This is a genomic window from Micrococcus sp. MS-ASIII-49 (assembly GCF_000946635.1).
GTDB classification, from domain to species: domain Bacteria; phylum Actinomycetota; class Actinomycetes; order Actinomycetales; family Micrococcaceae; genus Micrococcus; species Micrococcus luteus.
Genome location: NZ_JXSP01000051.1, coordinates 1 through 18,827 on the forward strand (window position 1 = coordinate 1; position 18,827 = coordinate 18,827).

The following is an 18,827-nucleotide window of genomic DNA, read 5'->3' on the forward strand; positions in this document are numbered from 1 at the left end:
TGACGGCCTCCCCCGTCATCCGTGCGCAGCCGCCGCCAGGCCGCGCGCACCGCGACCCGCCGCGGCTGCGTGACCAGGACGCGCCCGCCGCCGTGGTCCGCGAGCCGGACCGCGAGCGCGGGCGGGACCACGGTGGTCTTGCCCGTGCCCGGGGGCGCCTCGACGACGGCCGCCCCGCGCGCGTCCAGTGCGTCTTCGAGCTCGGGCAGGGCGGCGGCGAACGTCAGGCCGGTGCTGAGGCGGCCCAGAGCGGCGGAGAGGCAGGCGGGGACGGAGACGGGATCGACGGGGGTGGGCATCGGGACCCATTGTGCCCGCCTCCGTCGCGCTGTCCCGGGGCCGCCCCACTGACTAGGCTGTGACCCATGACCACACCCGTCCAGGAGCACCTCGATCGCCTCACGTCGGCCCACGCGGGTGAGGGGGAGGTCCCGGACGGGCTGGGCGTCGCGATGCTCCTGGTGGACGGGCACCGCTACGTCTCCGGATCCATGACGGCCGTGCCCCTGGCCACGCTCGCCTCTCCCCTGTTCCACGCGCAGGCCCTCGAGGACCTCGGCGCGGTGCGGGTGGGCGAGCGAGTGGGAGCCGCCCCCGTGCGCGACCTGGACCACCGGGTCGAGGTGGACGCCGTCACGGGCCTGCCGCACAACCCGCTGCAGAACGCGGGCGCGGTGGCCACCGCCTCCCTCGTGAAGGGCCGCGGTGGCCGCGACCGGACCGCACGCATGATGCAGCTGCTCTCCGCACTGTTCGACCGCGAGGTCACCGTCACGGAGTCGGCCGCCCGCGCGGAGAACCGCGCCCAGCATCACACCCGGTCGGCTGCGTGGCTGATGAAGTCCCTCGACACGCTGGACGCCGACCCCGAGACGTTGCTCGAGGACATCGCCACGGTGCGTGCCGCCGCCGTGACCGTGGAGGACCTCGCCCTGCTCGCCGGCACCCTCGCGCACGGCGGCGTCCACCCCGTCACCGGGGACCGGGTGCTGAGCGAGGAGACGGTCCGCGGCGTGCTCTCGGTGATGGACTCCTGCGGCATGGACACCCGGGACTCCCGGTGGGCGTACGACGTCGGTCAGCCTGGCTGGGCGTCCACCCGCGGCGGCACGGTGCTCGTGGTGGTGCCGGGCCACCTCGGTCTGGCGCTGCAGTCGGACACGACGGACGAGAACGGGCTCGGCGCCGCGGCGATGGCCGCCCTGCGGACTATCGTCGAGGACTTCGAGCTGCACCCGTCGGTGGTCACCGGTTCCCCGCGCGCGGCCCTGCGCACCCACTACCGGATCGATCAGGCGCCCTCGGGCACGGTGCGCAGCGCCGTCGTCCTCGAGGCGCTCGGGCGGTTCGCGGACACCGTGCACGTCATGGAGCTGGGCGGTCACCTCGGCTTCAGCCAGGTGGACGCGATCGCCCGCGTCAGCCGCGGTCTGCCGGAGGCCCTCGAGACGCTCGTGGTGGACATGCGCTCGGTCAGCTCCATCTCCCGCCCGGCCCGCCTGCTGGTGGCCCAGTGGTTCGCCCGCGCGCTGGGCAACGGGCTCGACGTCGTCGTCGTGGACCGGGACGCCGCCGAGATGAAGGAGCTGATGTCGGCCGTCGAGGAGTCCGTGGAGGTGGACCTGCCCGAGCCGCTGCAGGATGAGGCCGAGGGGGTGGACCCCGCCGCCGAGGGCGCGCAGTTCGTGTTCTTCGACTCCCGCTCGCGGGCCGCCCAGTGGGCCGAGCAGCGGCTGCTCTCCCGGCACGCCCCCCACCTGCTGCCGCGGGACGCCCAGGAGGCGGCCGTAGCACCCCTGCTGCAGCACCTCTCCGCGGACGATGCGCGCCTGCTCGAGTCCATGATGGACGAGCGGGTCTACTCGGACGGCCAGATCATCCGTCGCGCCGGCCAGCCGTTCGGCGGCATCTACGTGATCGTCTCCGGCACCGTGGAGCTCTCGGGCCAGGGCACGGGCAGCCGTCGTGTGCGCCGCACCCTGCTCACCCCGGGGATGACGTTCGGCGAGATGGCCCTCGGCCAGCCGGGCCGTCAGCCCTCCACCGTTCGCGCGCGCGGGCCGGTGACGGCGCGAGTCCTCACCGCCCAGGTGATGGTCGCGCTCCAGGAGGGCTTCCCCCAGCTGGCCCTGGCCCTCTGGGAGGCGCTGGCCCGCGACGCGTTCACCGCGCTGAGCCAGCTCATCCGGGAGACCGGCGCGCTGCAGGACTGACAACCCGCGGGGGCGGCGTCCCGGGGGACGCCGCCCCACCCCGTCACCGCCCGAGCACGTGGCGCAACGCGCCCTCCAGCTCGGGGTCGCGCATGTCGTAGCCGGAGGCGACCAGTCGGTCCGCCACGACCTTCTGGTCCGCCGCCACGGTCTCCACCCGGCCCTCCTCACCCAACAGTAGGCGCGGCCCGGCGTCGGGCACCGGGATGACCGCCGGCCGGTGCAGCACCCGCCCGAGGACGGTGGCGAACTCCCGGGCCGTGACCGGCTCCGGCGCCACCGCGTTCACCGGGCCGGTGACGCCGTCGTCGATCACCGCGTGGGCGAAGGCGCCGGCGATGTCATCGGCACCGATCCAGCTCAGCCACGGGCTGCCGTCGTGGCTCTCCCCGCCCGAGGTCGCGACCGGGCCGCCGAGGCCCGCGAGGAACAGCGGCAGCACCTGCTGCAGCATGCCTCCGGCCGGGCTCAGCACCACGCCGGTCCGCAGCATCGCCACCCGGATGCCGGCCGCCTCGGCGCGCCGGGCCTCCGCCTCCCAGTCCGCGACGACCTCGGCGAGGAAGTCGTCCCCGGGCTCCAGATCCTCGACGAGGCCGCTGCCGAACGGGCCCGTGCCCGCGTCCGCCCCGTAGTACCCGATCGCCGAGCCGTTCACGAGTGCCCGCACCCGCGCGTCGTCCCCCTCCCGTGCGGCAATCCGGGCGAGCGCGTCCACGAGGGTGCGCGTGCCGCGTACGCGCGAGTCGTGCACGGCCTCCTTGTGCGCGTCCGAGAACCGGCCGGCGATGGGCTCGCCCGCCAGGTTCACGACGACGTCGGCCTCGGCCAGGGCGTCCTCGTCCACGGTCTCCCGGCCGGGGTCCCACAGCGCCGCGTCCAGCGCGCCGGCCTTCTTCGGGCTCCGCACGAGCCGGATGACGCGGTGGCCGCCGGTGGTGAGCAGGGCACAGAGCTGCCGGCCGATCAGTCCGCCGGACCCCGTCACGGCGACCGTGCGAGCCGGCCCGCCGACGAGGGGGCCGGGATGGGCGGCGTGGAAGTCCAGGTCATCGGCCATCACGCGGGCCCGATAGGCGAACTGGCGGCCCAGCTCCGCCTCGAAGGCCTCGTGGGTGCGGCGCGAGGCCGCGGCGCCCAGACCGGGCACGCGGGACACCAGGGACTCCCCCGGCAGGGCGTACTCGATGTGGTCCGTCACGACCGTGCCCCGCCGGCCGTCCGCCATGTCCGCCTCACCGGGCGCAGCGTCGTCGAGCAGGTGCGTGTGCCGCCAGGAGGCGAGAGGGCCGGAGACCATCTCGTCCCGGAACATGCGGCCCTCCTCGTAGGCCGTGTGGCGGGCCCGCCACGGCACCGCGGGCGCGGCCCCGCCGGGCAGGCGGGAGGCGACGGCGTCCGGCAGCAGGCCGGTGAGCATCCCGTGGGCCGCGCCGGCGAACAGGCCGGCCGCCCCGGGGGCCTGGATGCGCAGCCGCGACTCGGAGCCCACGCGGAGGCCGTCCGTGGGTCCCTGGACCACCTCGCCCGCGAAGGGCGGGGTGAGCCGCTCCAGCGCGCCGGGGTTCTCCAGCCAGCGGAAGACCACCTCACGCGGGTGGCGCAGGAGGGTGCGATGCTCGAAGACGCGGATCTCGGTCATGGACGCCAGCCTGACACAGGGAGGGGACGCGCGAACACCTGTCCGGGCCGGGCCGTGCAGGACAATGAGGGGATGGACCTGCTTCCCGAGCTGCGCTGGACCGCCGCCGCCCTGCCCGCCACCGAGCTCACCCTCGTGGCCGTCTTCTCCCCCGAGGACCAGACGGTGCGCGCCTCCGGCGTGGCCGTGCCGGAGGACTCGGAGCCCCCCGCCGCCGCGATCGGGCGCCTCCTCGAGACGCTCATGGACCGGCTCGTGGCCCTGGACCCGGAGACCGCCGACCGCGAGATGAACCCGCGCCCCGTGGAACCGCGTCCGGGTGTGTCCCAGCCCGTCGCCGACGCCCTGGCCGCCTACGCCGCGGGGGACGTGGCCGCGCTGGACGCCCTCGACGTCACCCAGCCGGGCACCGCGTTCCGGCAGCGGGCGTGGCGGGAGCTGCGCGGCATCGCCCCCGGCTCCCCCGCCACCTACGGCGGCCTGGCCGAACGGTGCGGGGCCCCGCGGGCCGTGCGCGCCGCCGGCGGGGCGTGCGCCGCCAACCTGGTGGCCGTCGTCGTGCCCTGCCACCGCGTGGTGCGCGCCGACGGCGCCGCCGGCCACTACCTCTACGGCACCGACGCGAAGCAGGCCCTGCTGGCCCACGAGGCGGCCCACGCGGGCTGACCACCCCCTCCCCACGGCAACGTCGGTTGAGTTGTCACGGGTCCGGGGCACGCACACCCGTGACAACTCAACCCGCGTTGCGGGCGGGGAGCCGTCTCGGGTGGGCGGGGGCCGGCGTCGGGCGCCGGGGAACGAGAAGGGGCCGGGCCGCGCGCTCCACGCACGCGGCCCGGCCCCAGGCGCTCAGATCGTCAGACGGAGAGCTTGTCCACGATCGCGTTGAGCGTCGCGGACGGACGCATCACGGAGGTGACCTTCTCCAGCTCCGGCCAGTAGTAGCCGCCCAGGTCCACCGGGGAGCCCTGCACGCCGTTGAGCTCGGCCAGGATGGTCTCCTCCTGGGCCCCCAGCTCCTCGGCGATCGGCTTCGCCGCGGCCGCCAGCTCGGCGTCCTCGGTCTGCTTCGCCAGCTCGCGGGCCCAGTACAGCGCCAGGTAGAAGTGGCTGCCGCGGTTGTCCAGCTCGCCGACCTTGCGCTTCGGGGACTTGCCCTCGATCAGCAGGGTGCCGGTGGCGGCGTCCAGGGTGTCCGCCAGGACCTGCGCGCGGTGGTTCTCGTTCGCGACCGCCTCGTGCTCGAAGGACACGGCCAGCGCGAGGAACTCGCCGAGGGAGTCCCAGCGAAGGTGGTTCTCCTCCAGCAGCTGCTGCACGTGCTTCGGGGCGGAGCCGCCCGCGCCGGTCTCGAACAGGCCGCCGCCGTTGAGCAGCGGGACGATCGACAGCATCTTCGCGGACGTGCCCAGCTCGAGGATCGGGAACAGGTCCGTGTTGTAGTCACGCAGCACGTTGCCGGTCACGGAGATGGTGTCCTCGCCGCGGCGGATGCGCTCCACCGAGAGCTTGGTGGCCTCCACCGGGGAGAGGATGCGCAGATCCAGGCCCTCGGTGTCGTGCTCCTTGAGGTACTCCTCGACCTTCTTGATGAGCTCGCGGTCGTGGGCGCGGGTCTCGTCCAGCCAGAACACGGCCGGGGTCTGGGACGCGCGGGCGCGGGTCACGGCCAGCTTCACCCAGTCGCGCACCGGGACGTCCTTGGTCTGGCAGGCGCGCCAGATGTCGCCGGCCTCGACGTCGTGGGAGAGCAGGGTCTCCCCGGCGGAGTTCTTCACGGCCACGGTGCCCGCGGCGTCCATGATGAACGTCTTGTCGTGCGAGCCGTACTCCTCGGCCTTCTGCGCCATGAGGCCCACGTTCGGGACGGTGCCCATGGTGGTGGGGTCGTAGGCGCCGTTGGCCTTGCAGTCGTCGATCACGGCCTGGAAGACGCCGGCGTAGGAGGAGTCCGGGATGACGGCCAGGGTGTCCTGGGTCTGGTCGTGCTTGTTCCACATGCGGCCGGAGTTGCGGATCATGGCGGGCATGGAGGCGTCCACGATCACGTCGGAGGGCACGTGGAGGTTGGTGATGCCCTTGGCGGAGTTCACCATGGCCACGTCCGGGCCGTTCTCGTAGGCGGCGGCGATGGCGGCGCGCACACCCTCGGCGGTCTCGGCGTCGAGCTTGTCCAGGCCGCCCTCGATCGCGGCGAGGCCGTTGTTCGCGGACAGGCCGGCGGCGGCCAGCTGCTCGCCGTACTTCTCGAACAGCTCGGAGAAGTAGGCCTTCACGACGTGGCCGAAGATCACCGGGTCGGAGACCTTCATCATGGTGGCCTTCAGGTGCGCGGAGAAGAGGATGCCCTCCTCCTTGGCGCGCTTGACCTGCTCGGCGAGGAACGCGTCCAGGGCCTTGGCGGACATGAACGTGCCGTCCACGACCTCGCCCTTGAGGACCTTCAGGCCCTCCTTGAGCACGGTGGTCTTGCCGTCCTCGTCGGTGAACTCGATCGTCAGCACGTCGGCGGCCGGCAGGGTCACGGACTGCTCATTGGCGCGGAAGTCGTCCGCGCCCATGGTGGCGACGGCGGTCTTGGAGTCCGGGGTCCACTCGCCCATCGAGTGGGGGAAGCGCTTGGCGTACGCCTTCACGGCCTTCGGGGCGCGGCGGTCCGAGTTGCCCTCGCGCAGCACCGGGTTCACGGCGGAGCCCTTGACCGAGTCGTAGCGCGCCTTCGCGTCCTTCTCCTCGTCGGTCTTCGGCTCGTCCGGGTACTCCGGCAGCGCGTAGCCGTCCGCCTGCAGCTCCTTGATCGCGGCGCGCAGCTGCGGCACGGAGGCGGAGATGTTCGGCAGCTTGATGACGTTCGCCTCGGGGGACTTCACGAGCTCGCCGAGCTCGGCGAGGGCGTCCGCGGTGCGCTGGTCCTCGGGCAGGACGTCCTTGAACGCGGCGAGGATGCGGCCGGCCAGCGAGATGTCACGGGTCTCCAGCTCCACGCCGGCGGTGCCCGCGTAGGCACGCACGATCGGCAGCAGCGACGCGGTGGCCAGCATGGGGGCCTCGTCCGTGAGCGTGTAGATGATCTTCGACATGCGGATGATCTCTCCTTCTGGCCGCACTCGAGACGCGGCCCTCGTCGGCAGGGAACGGGTGACTCCCCGCCAATCTACCCGGCGCCTCGGACGCGCCACACCGTGTGTGGCTCGGCGTCAGCGTCCCCGGCCGTCGCCGGTGCCCTCGCCGGGCCGGGCGGGGTCGCCCGGGTACCAGGGGGGCGTCGGGTCGGCGGGGGCGCCCCCCGACGACGGCGGCGTGGATCGTGACCGGCTCAGGTGCCCCGCACGGCCTGGGCGATGAAGAAGGAGACGACCAGGCCGAGGGCGTCCACGAGCGTCGAGATGAACGGGTTCGAGAACACGGCGGGGTCGGCGCCGATCGTGCGGGCCGCCAACGGCATGAGACCGCCGACGGTGGCGGCGAAGGAGCACACGGTGAACAGCGTCGCCCCGATCACGAGACCGACGGGCCACGAGAACACGAGCCCGGCGATCACGAGGCCCAGCAGGCCGATGCACCCGCCCAGGGCCATGCCGACACGCAGCTCGCGGACCATCACGCGCGGCGCGTCGCGGGGCCGGACGTCGTCGAGGGCGAGCGCCCGGGTGACCGTGGTGGCCGCCTGGTTGCCCGTGTTGCCGCCGGTGCCGATGATCAGCGGGATGAACAGGGAGAGGACGACCATCTCCTCGAGCGTGTCCTCGAAGACGCCGAGCACCTGCACGGTGAGGGTGGCGCCGACCGCGAGCACGAGCAGCCACGTGATGCGCGAGCGCATCAGCGCCAGCACGGAGGTCGCCAAATAGGGCCGGCCGAGGGGCTCCACACCACCGGCGCGCGCCGCGTCCTCCGTCGACTCCTCGTCGAGGACCTCGAGGGCGTCGGCCACGGTGAACACGCCGATCAGGCGCCCCTCCGAGTCCGTCACGGGGACCGTCCACAGGCGGCGGTCCGCACAGAGCCGGGCCACCTCCTCGGCGTCCTCGGTGGCGACCGCGGACACCGGTTCCCGCATGATCTCCGAGACTCGCGCATCGAGCGGCTGTGTGACCAGGACGGAGACGTCCACGACGCCGGTCAGGCGCGCCTGCGGGCTCACCACCGGCACGGAGACGATGGCGGCCTGCTCCCGGCCGCCGTGGTCCCGGAGGTTCTCCAGGGCCACGGCCACGGTCCAGTCCTCGCGCAGACGCACCGGCGCCATGCGCAGCCGGCGGCCCACCGAGTCCGCCGGGTAGCCCAGGAGCCGACCGACCTCGCCGCGCGCCTCGGCGTCGAGCCCGGCGAGCATCTTCCGGGCCACGGTGGCCGGCATCTCGTCGAGCAGCCGGGCCTGGCCCAAGACCCGCAGCTCGGCGAAGAGGTCCTGGACCTGACCGTCCTGGAGCTGGCGCACCAGGTCGGACTGCTGGCCCGTCTCCATCGCCGCGAAGACGTGGACCGCCGTCGACTTGTCCAGGAGCCGGAACAGCACGGGGACCATGCGCGGCTCGGAGCGGTCGAGCAGTTCGAGCGCGTCGCCCGGGGACAGCGCGCGCAGCAGCTCGACCGCGCTGTCGAGGTCGTCCCTGCGCAGGTGCTCGCGGATGCGGTCCTCGACGCTCTCGACCTCGCGGCGGGTCATCGCCTCGTCACCTCCTGGGGGTCGCGGGGGCCCGGTCCGGGCCCCCGTCCGGCAGCGGCGCGCCGCGCTCAGCCGTGGAAGAAGTGGCGCGCCCCGGTCAGGTACAGGGTCACGCCGGCGGCCTCGGCCGCGGCCACGACCTCCTCGTCCCGGACGGAGCCGCCCGGCTGGACGACGGCCTTCACGCCGGCGTCGATGAGGATCTGCAGCCCGTCCGCGAACGGGAAGAACGCGTCCGAGGCGGCCACGGACCCGCGGGCACGCTCGGGGGCGCCCTCCCCGGAGACGTTCTCCGCGCCGCCGGCGCTGCTCACGTCCTGCCCGCCGGTCTGCGCGGCGCCCAGGGTGTTGGCGCGCTCGACGGCCAGGCGGCAGGAGTCGAGGCGGTTGACCTGGCCCATGCCCACGCCCACCGTGGCGCCGTCGTGGGCCAGCAGCACGGCGTTGGACTTGGCCGCGCGCACGGCGCGCCACGCGAAGGCCAGGTCGGCCAGGACGGCGTCGTCGGCGGCCGGGCCGGCGGCGAGGGTCCAGGTGGCCGGGTCGTCGCCGTCCGCGTCCACCGCGTCCGCGATCTGCAGCAGCATGCCGCCGGAGACCTGCTTGGCCTCCACCGCGTCCCGCAGGAAGCCCTCGGGCAGGCTCAGCAGGCGCAGGTTCTTCTTGGCCGAGAGGATCTCCAGGGCCTCGGGCTCGAACGCCGGGGCCACGACGACCTCCGTGAACACGTCCTTCACCTGGGCGGCCATGGCGGCGGTGACGGGGCGGTTGGCCGCGATCACGCCGCCGAACGCGGAGACCGGGTCGCACGCGTGGGCCTTGGCGTGCGCCTGCGCGATGTCCGTGCCCGCGTCCGTGACGGCCACGCCGCACGGGTTGGCGTGCTTGACGATCGCCACGGCCGGGACCGGGTGGTCGAAGGCGGCGCGCACCGCGGCGTCGGCGTCCACGTAGTTGTTGTAGCTCATCGGCTTGCCGTGCAGCAGCTCGGCCTGCGCGATGCCGGGGGCCGCCGAGGAGTCCAGGTACAGCGCCGCGGGCTGGTGCGGGTTCTCGCCGTAGCGCAGGATCTGCGCGCGCTCGAGGGAGAAGCCGGCGTAGGGCGGGAACACGGGGATCTCGTCGGCGTGCGTGTCCTCGCCGAAGTGGGCGGCGGTCCAGGCGGCCACGGCGTTGTCGTACGCCGCGGTGTGGGCGAAGGCCAGGGCGGCCAGGCGCCGGCGGGCGCGCAGGTCGAAGCCGCCGGACTGGGCGGCCTGGACGACCTCGCCGTAGCGGGCCGGGTCCACGACGATCGCCACGGACGCGTGGTTCTTCGCGGCCGCGCGCACCATGGACGGCCCGCCGATGTCGATCTGCTCGACGACGGCGTCCTCCGCGGCGCCCGAGTTCACGGTGTCCACGAACGGGTAGAGGTTCACGACGACGAGGTCGAACGGCTCCACCTCGAGCTCGCGCAGCTGGGTCACGTGGTCCTCGCGACGACGGTCGGCCAGAATGCCCGCGTGCACGCGCGGGTGCAGCGTCTTCACGCGGCCGTCCAGGCACTCCTGGAACCCGGTGACCTCGGCGACCTCGGTGACGGGCACACCGGCGGCGGCGATGCGCTGGGCGGTGGAGCCGGTCGAGACGATCTGCACGCCCGCGGCGTGGAGCCCGGTGGCGAGCTCCTCGAGGCCGGTCTTGTCGTACACGGAGATCAGGGCCCGCTTCAGGGGCACCGTGTCCAGGACGGTGGGGATGGGCTGGGCAGAGGTCACGAGGGGGCGCTCCTTCGAGGGGGTCCGGGTGTCCTCCAGCATAGGCCGGGCCGCATAATGGCCCAGGCGTCCGCGTGACGGACCGCCCCCCACTCCACCCGACGAACGGGAGCCGACCATGTCCTCCGCCACCCCGCCCCGCCCCAGCGCCGACGGCGCGCACCCCGGGCCCGCGCCCGACGTCGTCGCCCCCGACGCCGCCCTGCCCACCGGTGAGGCGGTCGTCCAGGAGCTGCCGTGGCGCTGGTCCGTCCAGGGCCGCATCTTCCTGATCGGCGGCCTGGGCTTCATGTTCGACGCGTGGGACGTCACGCTCAACGGCGTGATGATCCCGCTGCTGCGCGAGGAGTGGGCCCTGGACAAGGCCGACGCCGCGTGGATCGGCACCGCCAACCTCATCGGCATGGCCGTGGGCGCGTTCCTGTGGGGCACCATCGCGGACCGCATCGGCCGCAAGGCGGCGTTCGCGTGGACGCTCGCGATCTTCTCCGTGTTCACGATCGCGGGCGCGCTGACCGACTCCCTGCTGTGGTTCGCGCTGTTCCGCTTCGTGGCCGGCATGGGCCTGGGCGGCACGATCCCCGTGGACTACGCGCTCGTGGGCGAGTTCACCCCGCGCCGGCTGCGCGGCCGCGTCCTGGCCGCGATGGACGGCTGGTGGCCCGTCGGCGCCGCGCTGTGCGGCCTCGTCTCCGCCTGGCTCGTGGGCACGTGGGGCGACTGGCGCCTGCCCCTGCTGGCCATGGTCCTGCCGGCCCTGCTCGTGTTCGTCGTGCGCCTGGGCATCCCCGAGTCCCCGCTGTTCCTGATGAGCCGGGGCCGCGAGGCACAGGCCCGCGCCGTCATCGACCGCATGGTGGCGGCCACCGGCGCGCCCCGCCGGCCCTACACGATGCCCCCGGCCGAGCCGGCCCGCTCCGGCGGCGTCGGCGCGCAGCTCGCCGCGGTCTGGCGGTTCTCCCCGCGAATCACCGCGGTCGCCTGGGCCCTGTTCGTGGCCATCATGCTCGTCTACTACATCGCGCTGCAGTGGCTGCCGTCGTTCCTCATCGACGCCGGCTACGCGGAGGGCCGCGCCTTCATCATGACCTCCGGCATGGCCGCGGCCGGCCTGCTCGGCGTGGTCGTGGCCACCGTGTTGATCGAGGTCACCGGCCGCCGCTGGCTGCTGGCCGTCAGCGCCGTCGTCGCGAGCGCCCTGACCGTCTGGCTGGCGAGCGTGCTGGACGTGCCCGCCGCGGTGCTGCCGCTCGTGCTGGCGTTCGGCTTCGTGGTGCAGGTCGCGATCCCGGTGCTCTACACGTACGTCTCCGAGCTGTACCCGACGACGCTGCGCGCCTCCGGCTTCGGCTGGGCGTCGGCGGCCTCGCGGGTGGGCGCGGGCCTGGGCCCGCTGCTCTTCGTGGGCACGCTGGTCCCCGCCCTCGGGCTGCCGGCGGCGTTCGCCGTCACCGGCGGGCTCGTGGTCCTGGCCTGCGCGGCGATGCTGGCGCTGGCCCCGGAGACCCGCGGCCGCGCCCTCGAGGTCAGCGCCGACTGAGCTCGCCGAGCACGCGCAGCAGCAGGGCCCGCTCCTGGACCTTGATGCGCTCGTGCAGCTCGGCCTCGGTGTCCGTGTCCAGCACGGGCACCGCGGCCTGGGCGAGGATCGGGCCGGTGTCCACGCCCGCGTCCACCACGTGCACGGTGCAGCCGGTGACCTTCACCCCGTGCGCCAGCGCGTCCCGGACGCCGTGGGCCCCCGGGAAGGAGGGCAGCAGGGCCGGGTGGGTGTTGAGGATGCGGCCGTCGAACCGCTCGAGCAGCGGGGCGCCCAGGATCCGCATGAACCCGGAGCACACGACCCAGTCCGGCGCGTAGGCGGCGACGGCGTCCGCAAGCGCCTCGTCCCACGCGCGCCGGTCCGCGTGGTCCTTCGGGGACACCACGAACGTCTCGATCCCGTGGGCGCGGGCACGCTCCAGGCCGCCGGCGTCGGCGACGTCGGCGCCCACCGCGGCGATCTCCACGTCCAGGGCGCCGGAGGCGACGGCGTCGAGGACGGCCTGCAGGTTGGTGCCGGAACCGGAGACGAGGGCAACGATGCGCATGCGCCCATCGTAGGGTGAGGGGGTGTCCGCCCCCGTTCCCTCCTCCCCGCCCCGCCCGCCGCAGGGCGCCCCGGACCCCGGCCGCGTCCGCACCGGCCGTGCCCTGCTGTGGCAGTCCGTGGCGCTGCTGGGGATGCTGCTCTCCTTCTCCCTCGTGCTGCCGTGGAAGCTGATCGCCCTCGCGCTGGGGCTGGTCGCCCTCGTGCTCGGCGTGCGCGTGTGGGTCACGAGCCGCGGCGCCGAGCGCTCGGGGCTGCCCCGCGCGGTGGCGTCCGCCGGCATGGCGATGGCGCTGATGGGCATGACGACGGCGGCGCTGCCGCTGCTCGCGTGGGACGCGACGGTCCAGCTCGAGCAGTGCGGCGCCTCCGCGCTCACCGTGCGGGCGCAGCAGGCGTGCGCGGACGAGTTCACCCGTCAGGTGGAGGAGCGCACGGGGGTGCCCCAGCTGCGGCCCTGAGCCGCGGGCGTCAGTCCCGCGCCCGGCGCGGGGACGGCCGGTCGCGCAGGCCCGAGGCGCGGTCGCCGGACCGCGGCACCGTCGTCGTCCCGTCCCGGTGCCCGGCCACGGCCAGGGCGGTGAGGTAGCCGGCCGCGCAGCCCAGCGCGACCCACCCGGCGACGGCGGCGGACACCGCCCAGACGTGGGGGCCGATGTCCGTCAGCGTGCCGAGCCCGAGCGTCCCGGAGGTGAGGGCCAGCGGCACGAGCAGCAGCAGCCCGGCGAGCAGTCCGGTGAGCACGGCCAGGGCCAGCGTGGACAGCGTCAGGGACACCGCGCGGCTGCCGTGACGGGTGTGCAGCCAGTCGTCGAGGTGGTTCTCCCCCTCCCGCAGCAGCCACACGCCGGCCACGGCGCCGGCGCCGATCGGCACGGCCAGCAGGAGCAGCTGCCACGGCGACCACGTCACGGGCAGCGCACCCAGCACCGGGAGGGCAGGCGCGGTGGCCGGCGTCGCGCCGAACACGGAGTAGAGGCTGTCCGCGCCCACGGAGAACCCCGGGCCCGCCGTCCACGCGATCGACCACGCGGTGAACGTGGGCAGCCAGCCGATCTGCAGCAGCGCCACCAGCAGGCCGCCCAGCGGGCCGCCCCCGATCGCCTGGGCCACGGTGACGACGGCGGCCCACTCGACGGCCAGCCGCCCCGCCACGAGCAGCGCGTTCAGGCCCGTCAGGGCGAGCACGGCGACGGCCGCGGCGCGCACCACGGACCACGCGTACGAGCCGGCCCAGCGTTCGTACTGCGAGCGCCGCGAGATCCGCTCCGTGAGGTCCAGGCCGATCAGGTGCGCCCAGGTGCCGGCCTCGCGCCGCGCCCCCGCGAGGGCGGCGACGCCGAAGAGCAGGGCGGGCAGCAGCGCCGCCGGGGCGGGGTGGGCCGTCAGCTCGTCCGTGCCGGGCAGGAACGCCACGGCCAGCCCCACCAGGGCGTAGGCCCCCACCGCGCCCACGAAGGCCTGCCACGCCTGGTCCCGGTAGGACGCGCGGGCCAGGCGCCGGCCGGCCCGCCAGGACAGCGCGAGCGGGACCAGGGTCAGGCCCCACGGCACGAGCCACGCCGTGCCGGTGATGAGGTGATCCGGCGCGGTGGGCATGGCCGTGGCCACGGTGACGGGCACCGCGTGCAGGGCCAGCCACAGGACGCCGCCCACCTGGACGGCGCCCTCGATGGTCGGCCGCTCGAACCCGCCCGTGGCCCACACCGCGAGGGTGGGGACCATGACCGCCAGCAGGCTGATCATCGCCGTGACGAGCGCCTCGACCACCCCCTGCAGCCACAGCGGCAGGGGGACGGGGCGCAACAGACGGGGCGCAGCGGGGCGGGAACTCACCCGTCCATGGTGCCACCCGACTCCAGGCGGCGCCTGGACGGGGGCGGGCCGCGCGGGCCGGTGCGACGACCGTCACGCGCCCCGAGAGTTCACCGCGGGGTCACCGGGCCGTCGTCGGCGGGTGTCCCGGCCGTGGTCCGGGGTCCTTAGCGTCGGCCACGTGCGTGTCGTCGTGGTCGCCGAATCGTTCCTGCCCCATATGAACGGGGTCACCAACTCCATCCTCCAGGTGCTGCGGCACCTGCGGGAACGGGGCGACGAGGCGATGGTGGTCGCCCCGGCCGCCTCGTGGTCCGCCGGGTGGACCCAACGCGCGGGCGCCGGTGAGGCCCCCCGCGAGGTCGAGGGCTTCCCCGTGCGCACCCTGCCCTCCGTGCCCCTGACCGGGTACACCTCCGTGCGGGTGGCCGCCGGCACGGTGGGCCGGCTGCGCGGCATGCTCGCCGACTTCGCCCCGGACGTGGTGCACATCGCCTCCCCCTTCGTGCTGGGCTGGCGCGCGGTGCAGGCGGCCGAGGAGCTCGGCATCCCCTCCGTGGCCGTCTACCAGACCGAGGTCCCCGGCTACGCGGCCCGGTACGGCGCCCCGTGGCTGGAGGACGTCCTGTGGAGCCACGTGGCGCGCCTGCACAACATGGCCACGCTGACGCTCGCGCCGTCGTCGTTCACCGTCCGGCAGCTGCACCGCCAGGGGGTGCGACGCGTGCACCTGTGGGGCCGCGGCGTCGACTCCCGCCGATTCCATCCCGCCAAGCGGGACGAGGCGCTGCGCGCCGAGCTCGCCCCGAACGGCGAGAAGCTCGTGGGCTTCGTGGGGCGGCTGGCGCACGAGAAGCAGGTCGGGGACCTGCGGGTGCTCTCGGACCTGCCGGGCACCCGCCTCGTGGTCATCGGCTCCGGGCCGCTGCGCGAACAGCTCGAGCGGGAGCTGCCCGGCGCGCACTTCGCCGGCTTCCAGGGGGGCGAGGACCTCGCGCGCCACGTGGCCAGCCTGGACCTGTTCGTGCACCCCGGCGAGTCCGACACCTTCGGCCAGACGCTGCAGGAGGCGATGGCCTCGGGCGTGCCCGTCGTCGCCGTCGGCCGCGGCGGCCCCCTCGACATCGTGGACGCCTCCCGCACCGGCTGGCTCTACCCGCCCGGCGAGCTGGACGAGCTGCGCCGCCACGTCGCGGACCTCGTGTACGACGACGTCAAGCGGGCCGCGTTCGCCGACGCGGCGTGGGCGTCGGTGCAGGGCCGGACCTGGCCGGTGCTGTGCGAGCAGCTCATGGGCTACTACGAGAAGGCGATCGCGGTGCAGGAGCGCCGCCGCGTGGAGCTGGCCCGCCGGCTGCTGACGGCGCCGGCGCTGCTGGCCGCGCGCGTGTTCGGCTGAACCCCGGGGCGGACGACGGGCCGGACGCCGGACGGGCGCCCGGGTGTCGTGTCCGGAGTCGTGGCTAGGGTGGCGGGCATGGACGCCACCCCGCATGCCCGCCCCGCCGAGCCTGGCCCCCTGCCCGATCCCGCCGAGCCCCGCCGCCTCGCCGGCAAGGACGTGCACCCCGTCGGCCTCGGATGCATGAACATCGTGCACGGCTACTCCGGATTCCTCGACGACGACGCCGCCGTCGACCTGCTCACCCGCGTGCTGGAGGACGGCACCGACCACCTGGACACCGCCACCCTCTACGGCGGCGGCCGCAGTGAGGAGCTCGTGGGGCGCGCGCTCGCCCGGGCGGGGTCGGGCGTCCGCGAGCGCGTGCTGCTCGCCTCCAAGGGCGGGCTCGTGCGGGACGGGCAGCGGCGGATCGACGGCCGCCCGGAGACGCTGCGCGCGCACGTGGACGCCTCCCTGAGCCGGCTCGGCCAGGACCGGATCGACCTGTACTACCTGCACCGGCTGGACCCGGAGGTCCCCGTCGAGGAGTCCGTGGGGGCGCTCGCAGAGGCCGTCACGGAGGGCAAGATCGGGGCGATCGGCCTGTCCGAGGTCTCGGCCGTCACCCTGACCCGGGCCGTGGCCGTCCACCCGATCGCGGCCGTGCAGTCCGAGTACTCCCTCGCCACCCGCAACCCCGAGTGGGGCGTGCTCGAGGCGTGCCGCCGCCATGGGACCGCCTTCGTGGCCTTCTCCCCCGTCAGCCGCGGCCTGCTCACGGACGCGCCGCCGCGGCTGGGCGGGCTGGACGCGGGAGATCTGCGGCACCGGCTGCCCCGCTTCGCCGAGGGCCACTACGAGGCCAACCTGACGCTGCGCGAGGCGCTCTCGGCCGAGGCCGTCCGGCTCGGGACGAGCACGGCGGGGCTCGCCGTCGCCTGGGTCCTGGCCCAGGGCAAGGACGTCCTGGCGATCCCGGGCACCACCTCGTGGGAGCACTGGCTCGAGGACCGGGGCGCGCACGAGGTGCGGCTGACCCCGGCCGACGTCGCCCGGCTGGACGACCTCGTCAACGACGCGACCGTGGCGGGCCCGCGCTACAGCGAGAGCCAGCAGGCCAGCATCGACACCGAGGCGGCGCCGCCGCGCTGAGCCGAACGCGGGGCCCGGGGTGGCCCGCGTCTCATTTCGGCAACAGAGCGCACTCCCTGTCAGGATGGGCGTCAGGCACCGCGGCCTCCTCCGACCGCGGCGCGCCACGGCGGGGGCACCGCGGGGCGTCTCTACCCCGACGTCCGAGGAGGACACCATGAATGAGTCTCTGGAGACCCTGCGCGACGAAGTGTTCGCGCGCAACCCCGGCGAGGCCGAGTTCCACCAGGCGGTGTCCGAGGTGTTCGAGGCGCTGGGGCCGGTGGTGCAGCGCCACCCCCAGTACGTCGAGGCCGGGGTCATGCACCGCCTCTGCGAGCCGGAGCGCCAGATCATCTTCCGCGTCCCGTGGATCGACGACGCCGGCGTCGTGCAGGTCAACCGCGGGTTCCGCGTGGAGTTCAACTCGGCGCTCGGCCCGTACAAGGGCGGGCTGCGCTTCCACCCCTCCGTGTACCTCGGGATCGTCAAGTTCCTGGGCTTCGAGCAGATCTTCAAGAACTCGCTCACCGGCATGCCGATCGGCGGCGGCAAGGGCGGCTCGGACTTCGACCCCGCCGGCAAGTCCGACCGCGAGATCATGCGGTTCTGCCAGTCCTTCATGACGGAGCTGCATCGCCACATCGGTGAGCACACGGACGTGCCGGCCGGTGACATCGGCGTGGGCGCCCGCGAGATCGGCTACATGTTCGGCCAGTACAAGCGACTGACCAACCGCTTCGAGGCCGGCGCCCTCACCGGCAAGGGCCTGACGTGGGGCGGCTCGCTGGTCCGCACTGAGGCCACCGGCTACGGCGCCGTGATGTTCGTCGACTCCATGCTGCGCACGCGCGGCGAATCCATGGACGGTCAGCAGGTGCTGATCTCCGGCTCCGGCAACGTGGCCATCTACGCCGCGGAGAAGGCCGCCGCGCTCGGGGCCACCGTGCTCACCGCGTCCGACTCCTCGGGCTACATCGTGGACCCGGACGGCCTCGACCTGGACCTGCTCAAGCAGATCAAGGAGGTCGAGCGTGCCCGCATCTCCGAGTACGCCGAGCGCCGCGGCGGGCGGTCCCGCTACGTGACCGGCGGCAGCGTCTGGGACGTCGAGGGCACCGTGGCCCTGCCGTGTGCCACCCAGAACGAGCTCGACGAGTCCGCCGCGCGGACCCTGCTGAAGAACGGGGTGAAGGCCGTGGCCGAGGGCGCGAACATGCCCTGCACCGAGGCGGCCGCCCACCTGTTCGTCGACTCCGGGACGCTGTTCGGCCCGGGCAAGGCCGCCAACGCGGGCGGCGTGGCGACGTCGGCGCTGGAGATGCAGCAGAACGCCTCGCGGGACTCGTGGAGCTTCGACTACACCCACGACCGGCTCGAGCAGATCATGCGCGACATCCACGACCGCTGCGTGGAGACCGCCGAGGAGTACGGCACGCCCGGCAACTACGTGGCGGGGGCGAACATCGCCGGGTTCATCAAGGTCGCCGACGCGATGATCGCCCAGGGCGTGGTCTGAGGCCCGGCCCTGTCCCTTCCGTGATCCTCCGCCGCCCTGCGACATCACCGCCGTTCTGACGCGCGGTGATGTCGCAGGGCGGCGGTCGCTCAAGGGCGCCCGGCTCCTGCACAGGCCCCCCGACGTCGGGTGCCCTCCACCGCCGGCGCGGCCGACCCGTCGCGCCCCCGACGGGCCCACGAGACTGGGCCGCATGACCCTGCTCTCCGACCACTCGCGTGCGCTGCTCCCGGGACGCGGGCCCCTGCTCAGCGCGGCGGACCCTCACGACGGGGCGGCGCGGCGCCGTCTCGAACGCGCCTGGACCCGCGGGGTCCTCGTGCGGCTCTGCCCGCGCGTCTACATCAGCGTCAGCGACTGGGCCGCGCTGCGTCCGTGGGACAGGGCGGTCGTGTCCGCCGTCGCCCTCTCGATCGCCCGCCCCGCGACGGTGTTCACGGGCCTGACCGCGGCCCGGTTGCACGGTCTGGGGCCGGCCGTCGAGCCGCCCGTGCTCGAGCTGCGCGCCCCCTCGCCCGGGCATCACGGCGCCGGTCCGCTGACCCGCCGTCCCTTCGCCCCCTCCGTGGTGGCCCACGATCGCCGGCTTCCCGTCCCGCCGCGCC

At 74.4% G+C, this 18,827-nt stretch carries 13 protein-coding genes and 2 pseudogenes; 8 read left to right on the plus strand and 7 right to left on the minus strand.

The genetic code is table 11. The annotated features are described in order from the left end of the window. Positions 1-299: pseudogene (locus tag SJ20_RS03770) on the minus strand (ATP-dependent helicase HrpB); the annotation flags it as partial. A gap of 66 nt (positions 300-365) precedes the next feature. Here SJ20_RS03770 and SJ20_RS03775 point away from each other — a divergent pair. Beyond that, positions 366-2,213: a glutaminase gene (locus SJ20_RS03775; protein ID WP_044659000.1), complete on the plus strand. Its 1,848-nt coding sequence runs from the start codon at positions 366-368 to the stop codon at positions 2,211-2,213. Between the two features lie 43 nt (positions 2,214-2,256). Here the strand turns inward: SJ20_RS03775 and SJ20_RS03780 are convergent, their stop codons facing one another. Further along, positions 2,257-3,855, minus strand: a complete 1,599-nt coding sequence (locus SJ20_RS03780; RefSeq protein ID WP_044659001.1) for a TIGR01777 family oxidoreductase — start codon at positions 3,853-3,855, stop codon at positions 2,257-2,259. 72 nt (positions 3,856-3,927) lie between these two features. On the opposite strand from SJ20_RS03780, the gene SJ20_RS03785 reads away from it, so the two are divergent. Next, positions 3,928-4,521 (plus strand): methylated-DNA--[protein]-cysteine S-methyltransferase, encoded by a 594-nt coding sequence (locus SJ20_RS03785; protein WP_044659002.1) that lies wholly within the window; start codon positions 3,928-3,930, stop codon positions 4,519-4,521. A 191-nt stretch (positions 4,522-4,712) separates the two neighbouring features. Here the strand turns inward: SJ20_RS03785 and SJ20_RS03790 are convergent, their stop codons facing one another. The 3 genes from SJ20_RS03790 to purH form a co-directional block, all read right to left on the minus strand. Next, positions 4,713-6,935 carry an NADP-dependent isocitrate dehydrogenase gene (locus SJ20_RS03790; RefSeq protein ID WP_044659003.1) on the minus strand — a complete coding sequence of 741 codons (2,223 nt, stop codon included), beginning with the start codon at positions 6,933-6,935 and terminating at the stop codon, positions 4,713-4,715. Between the two features lie 236 nt (positions 6,936-7,171). Further along, positions 7,172-8,524, minus strand: coding sequence for a magnesium transporter (mgtE, locus tag SJ20_RS03795; RefSeq protein WP_044659004.1), 1,353 nt, complete (start codon positions 8,522-8,524; stop codon positions 7,172-7,174). Positions 8,525-8,592: 68 nt separating this feature from the next. Further along, the gene (purH, locus tag SJ20_RS03800; protein WP_044659009.1) at positions 8,593-10,284 is read right to left on the minus strand and encodes a bifunctional phosphoribosylaminoimidazolecarboxamide formyltransferase/IMP cyclohydrolase; all 1,692 of its coding nucleotides are present in this window, start codon (positions 10,282-10,284) and stop codon (positions 8,593-8,595) included. Positions 10,285-10,402: 118 nt separating this feature from the next. Between purH and SJ20_RS03805 the strand changes: the two genes are divergently transcribed. Beyond that, entirely contained in the window at positions 10,403-11,824 is a 1,422-nt protein-coding gene (locus SJ20_RS03805; protein ID WP_044659005.1) for an MFS transporter, read from the plus strand. Here the strand turns inward: SJ20_RS03805 and purN are convergent. Continuing rightward, positions 11,811-12,374: a phosphoribosylglycinamide formyltransferase gene (gene purN / locus SJ20_RS03810; RefSeq protein WP_041102979.1), complete on the minus strand. Its 564-nt coding sequence runs from the start codon at positions 12,372-12,374 to the stop codon at positions 11,811-11,813. The two genes, SJ20_RS03805 and purN, sit on opposite strands and share 14 nt — an antisense overlap. Before the next feature lie 22 nt (positions 12,375-12,396). On the opposite strand from purN, the gene SJ20_RS03815 reads away from it, so the two are divergent. After that, a complete protein-coding gene (locus tag SJ20_RS03815) occupies positions 12,397-12,834 on the plus strand; it encodes a hypothetical protein (RefSeq protein WP_044659006.1) in 438 nt (145 codons plus the stop codon). Between the two features lie 10 nt (positions 12,835-12,844). On the opposite strand, the gene SJ20_RS03820 is transcribed toward SJ20_RS03815, so the two are convergent. Then, complete coding sequence (locus SJ20_RS03820) at positions 12,845-14,209, minus strand: DUF6350 family protein (protein WP_231866270.1); 1,365 nt, start codon at positions 14,207-14,209, stop codon at positions 12,845-12,847. Positions 14,210-14,369: 160 nt separating this feature from the next. On the opposite strand from SJ20_RS03820, the gene SJ20_RS03825 reads away from it, so the two are divergent. The 4 genes and pseudogenes from SJ20_RS03825 to SJ20_RS03840 form a co-directional block, all read left to right on the plus strand. Next, on the plus strand, positions 14,370-15,587 hold the full coding sequence (locus SJ20_RS03825; protein WP_044659010.1) for a glycosyltransferase family 1 protein: 1,218 nt from the start codon (positions 14,370-14,372) through the stop codon (positions 15,585-15,587). A gap of 78 nt (positions 15,588-15,665) precedes the next feature. Then, the gene (locus SJ20_RS03830; RefSeq protein ID WP_044659008.1) at positions 15,666-16,724 is read left to right on the plus strand and encodes an aldo/keto reductase; all 1,059 of its coding nucleotides are present in this window, start codon (positions 15,666-15,668) and stop codon (positions 16,722-16,724) included. A gap of 157 nt (positions 16,725-16,881) precedes the next feature. Continuing rightward, positions 16,882-18,222 (plus strand): NADP-specific glutamate dehydrogenase, encoded by a 1,341-nt coding sequence (gene gdhA, locus SJ20_RS03835; protein ID WP_020621604.1) that lies wholly within the window; start codon positions 16,882-16,884, stop codon positions 18,220-18,222. Positions 18,223-18,415: 193 nt separating this feature from the next. Continuing rightward, positions 18,416-18,827: pseudogene (locus SJ20_RS03840) on the plus strand (hypothetical protein); the annotation flags it as partial.

Excerpts from the sequence above, each read along its gene's own strand:
- SJ20_RS03775 (WP_044659000.1), top strand. The coding sequence starts at position 366 with ATGACCACACCCGTCCAGGAGCACCTCGATCGCCTCACGTCGGCCCAC.
- SJ20_RS03780 (WP_044659001.1), bottom strand. The coding sequence starts at position 3,855 with ATGACCGAGATCCGCGTCTTCGAGCATCGCACCCTCCTGCGCCACCCG.
- SJ20_RS03785 (WP_044659002.1), top strand. The coding sequence starts at position 3,928 with ATGGACCTGCTTCCCGAGCTGCGCTGGACCGCCGCCGCCCTGCCCGCC.
- SJ20_RS03790 (WP_044659003.1), bottom strand. The coding sequence starts at position 6,935 with ATGTCGAAGATCATCTACACGCTCACGGACGAGGCCCCCATGCTGGCC.
- mgtE (WP_044659004.1), bottom strand. The coding sequence starts at position 8,524 with ATGACCCGCCGCGAGGTCGAGAGCGTCGAGGACCGCATCCGCGAGCAC.
- SJ20_RS03805 (WP_044659005.1), top strand. The coding sequence starts at position 10,403 with ATGTCCTCCGCCACCCCGCCCCGCCCCAGCGCCGACGGCGCGCACCCC.
- purN (WP_041102979.1), bottom strand. The coding sequence starts at position 12,374 with ATGCGCATCGTTGCCCTCGTCTCCGGTTCCGGCACCAACCTGCAGGCC.
- SJ20_RS03830 (WP_044659008.1), top strand. The coding sequence starts at position 15,666 with ATGGACGCCACCCCGCATGCCCGCCCCGCCGAGCCTGGCCCCCTGCCC.
- gdhA (WP_020621604.1), top strand. The coding sequence starts at position 16,882 with ATGAATGAGTCTCTGGAGACCCTGCGCGACGAAGTGTTCGCGCGCAAC.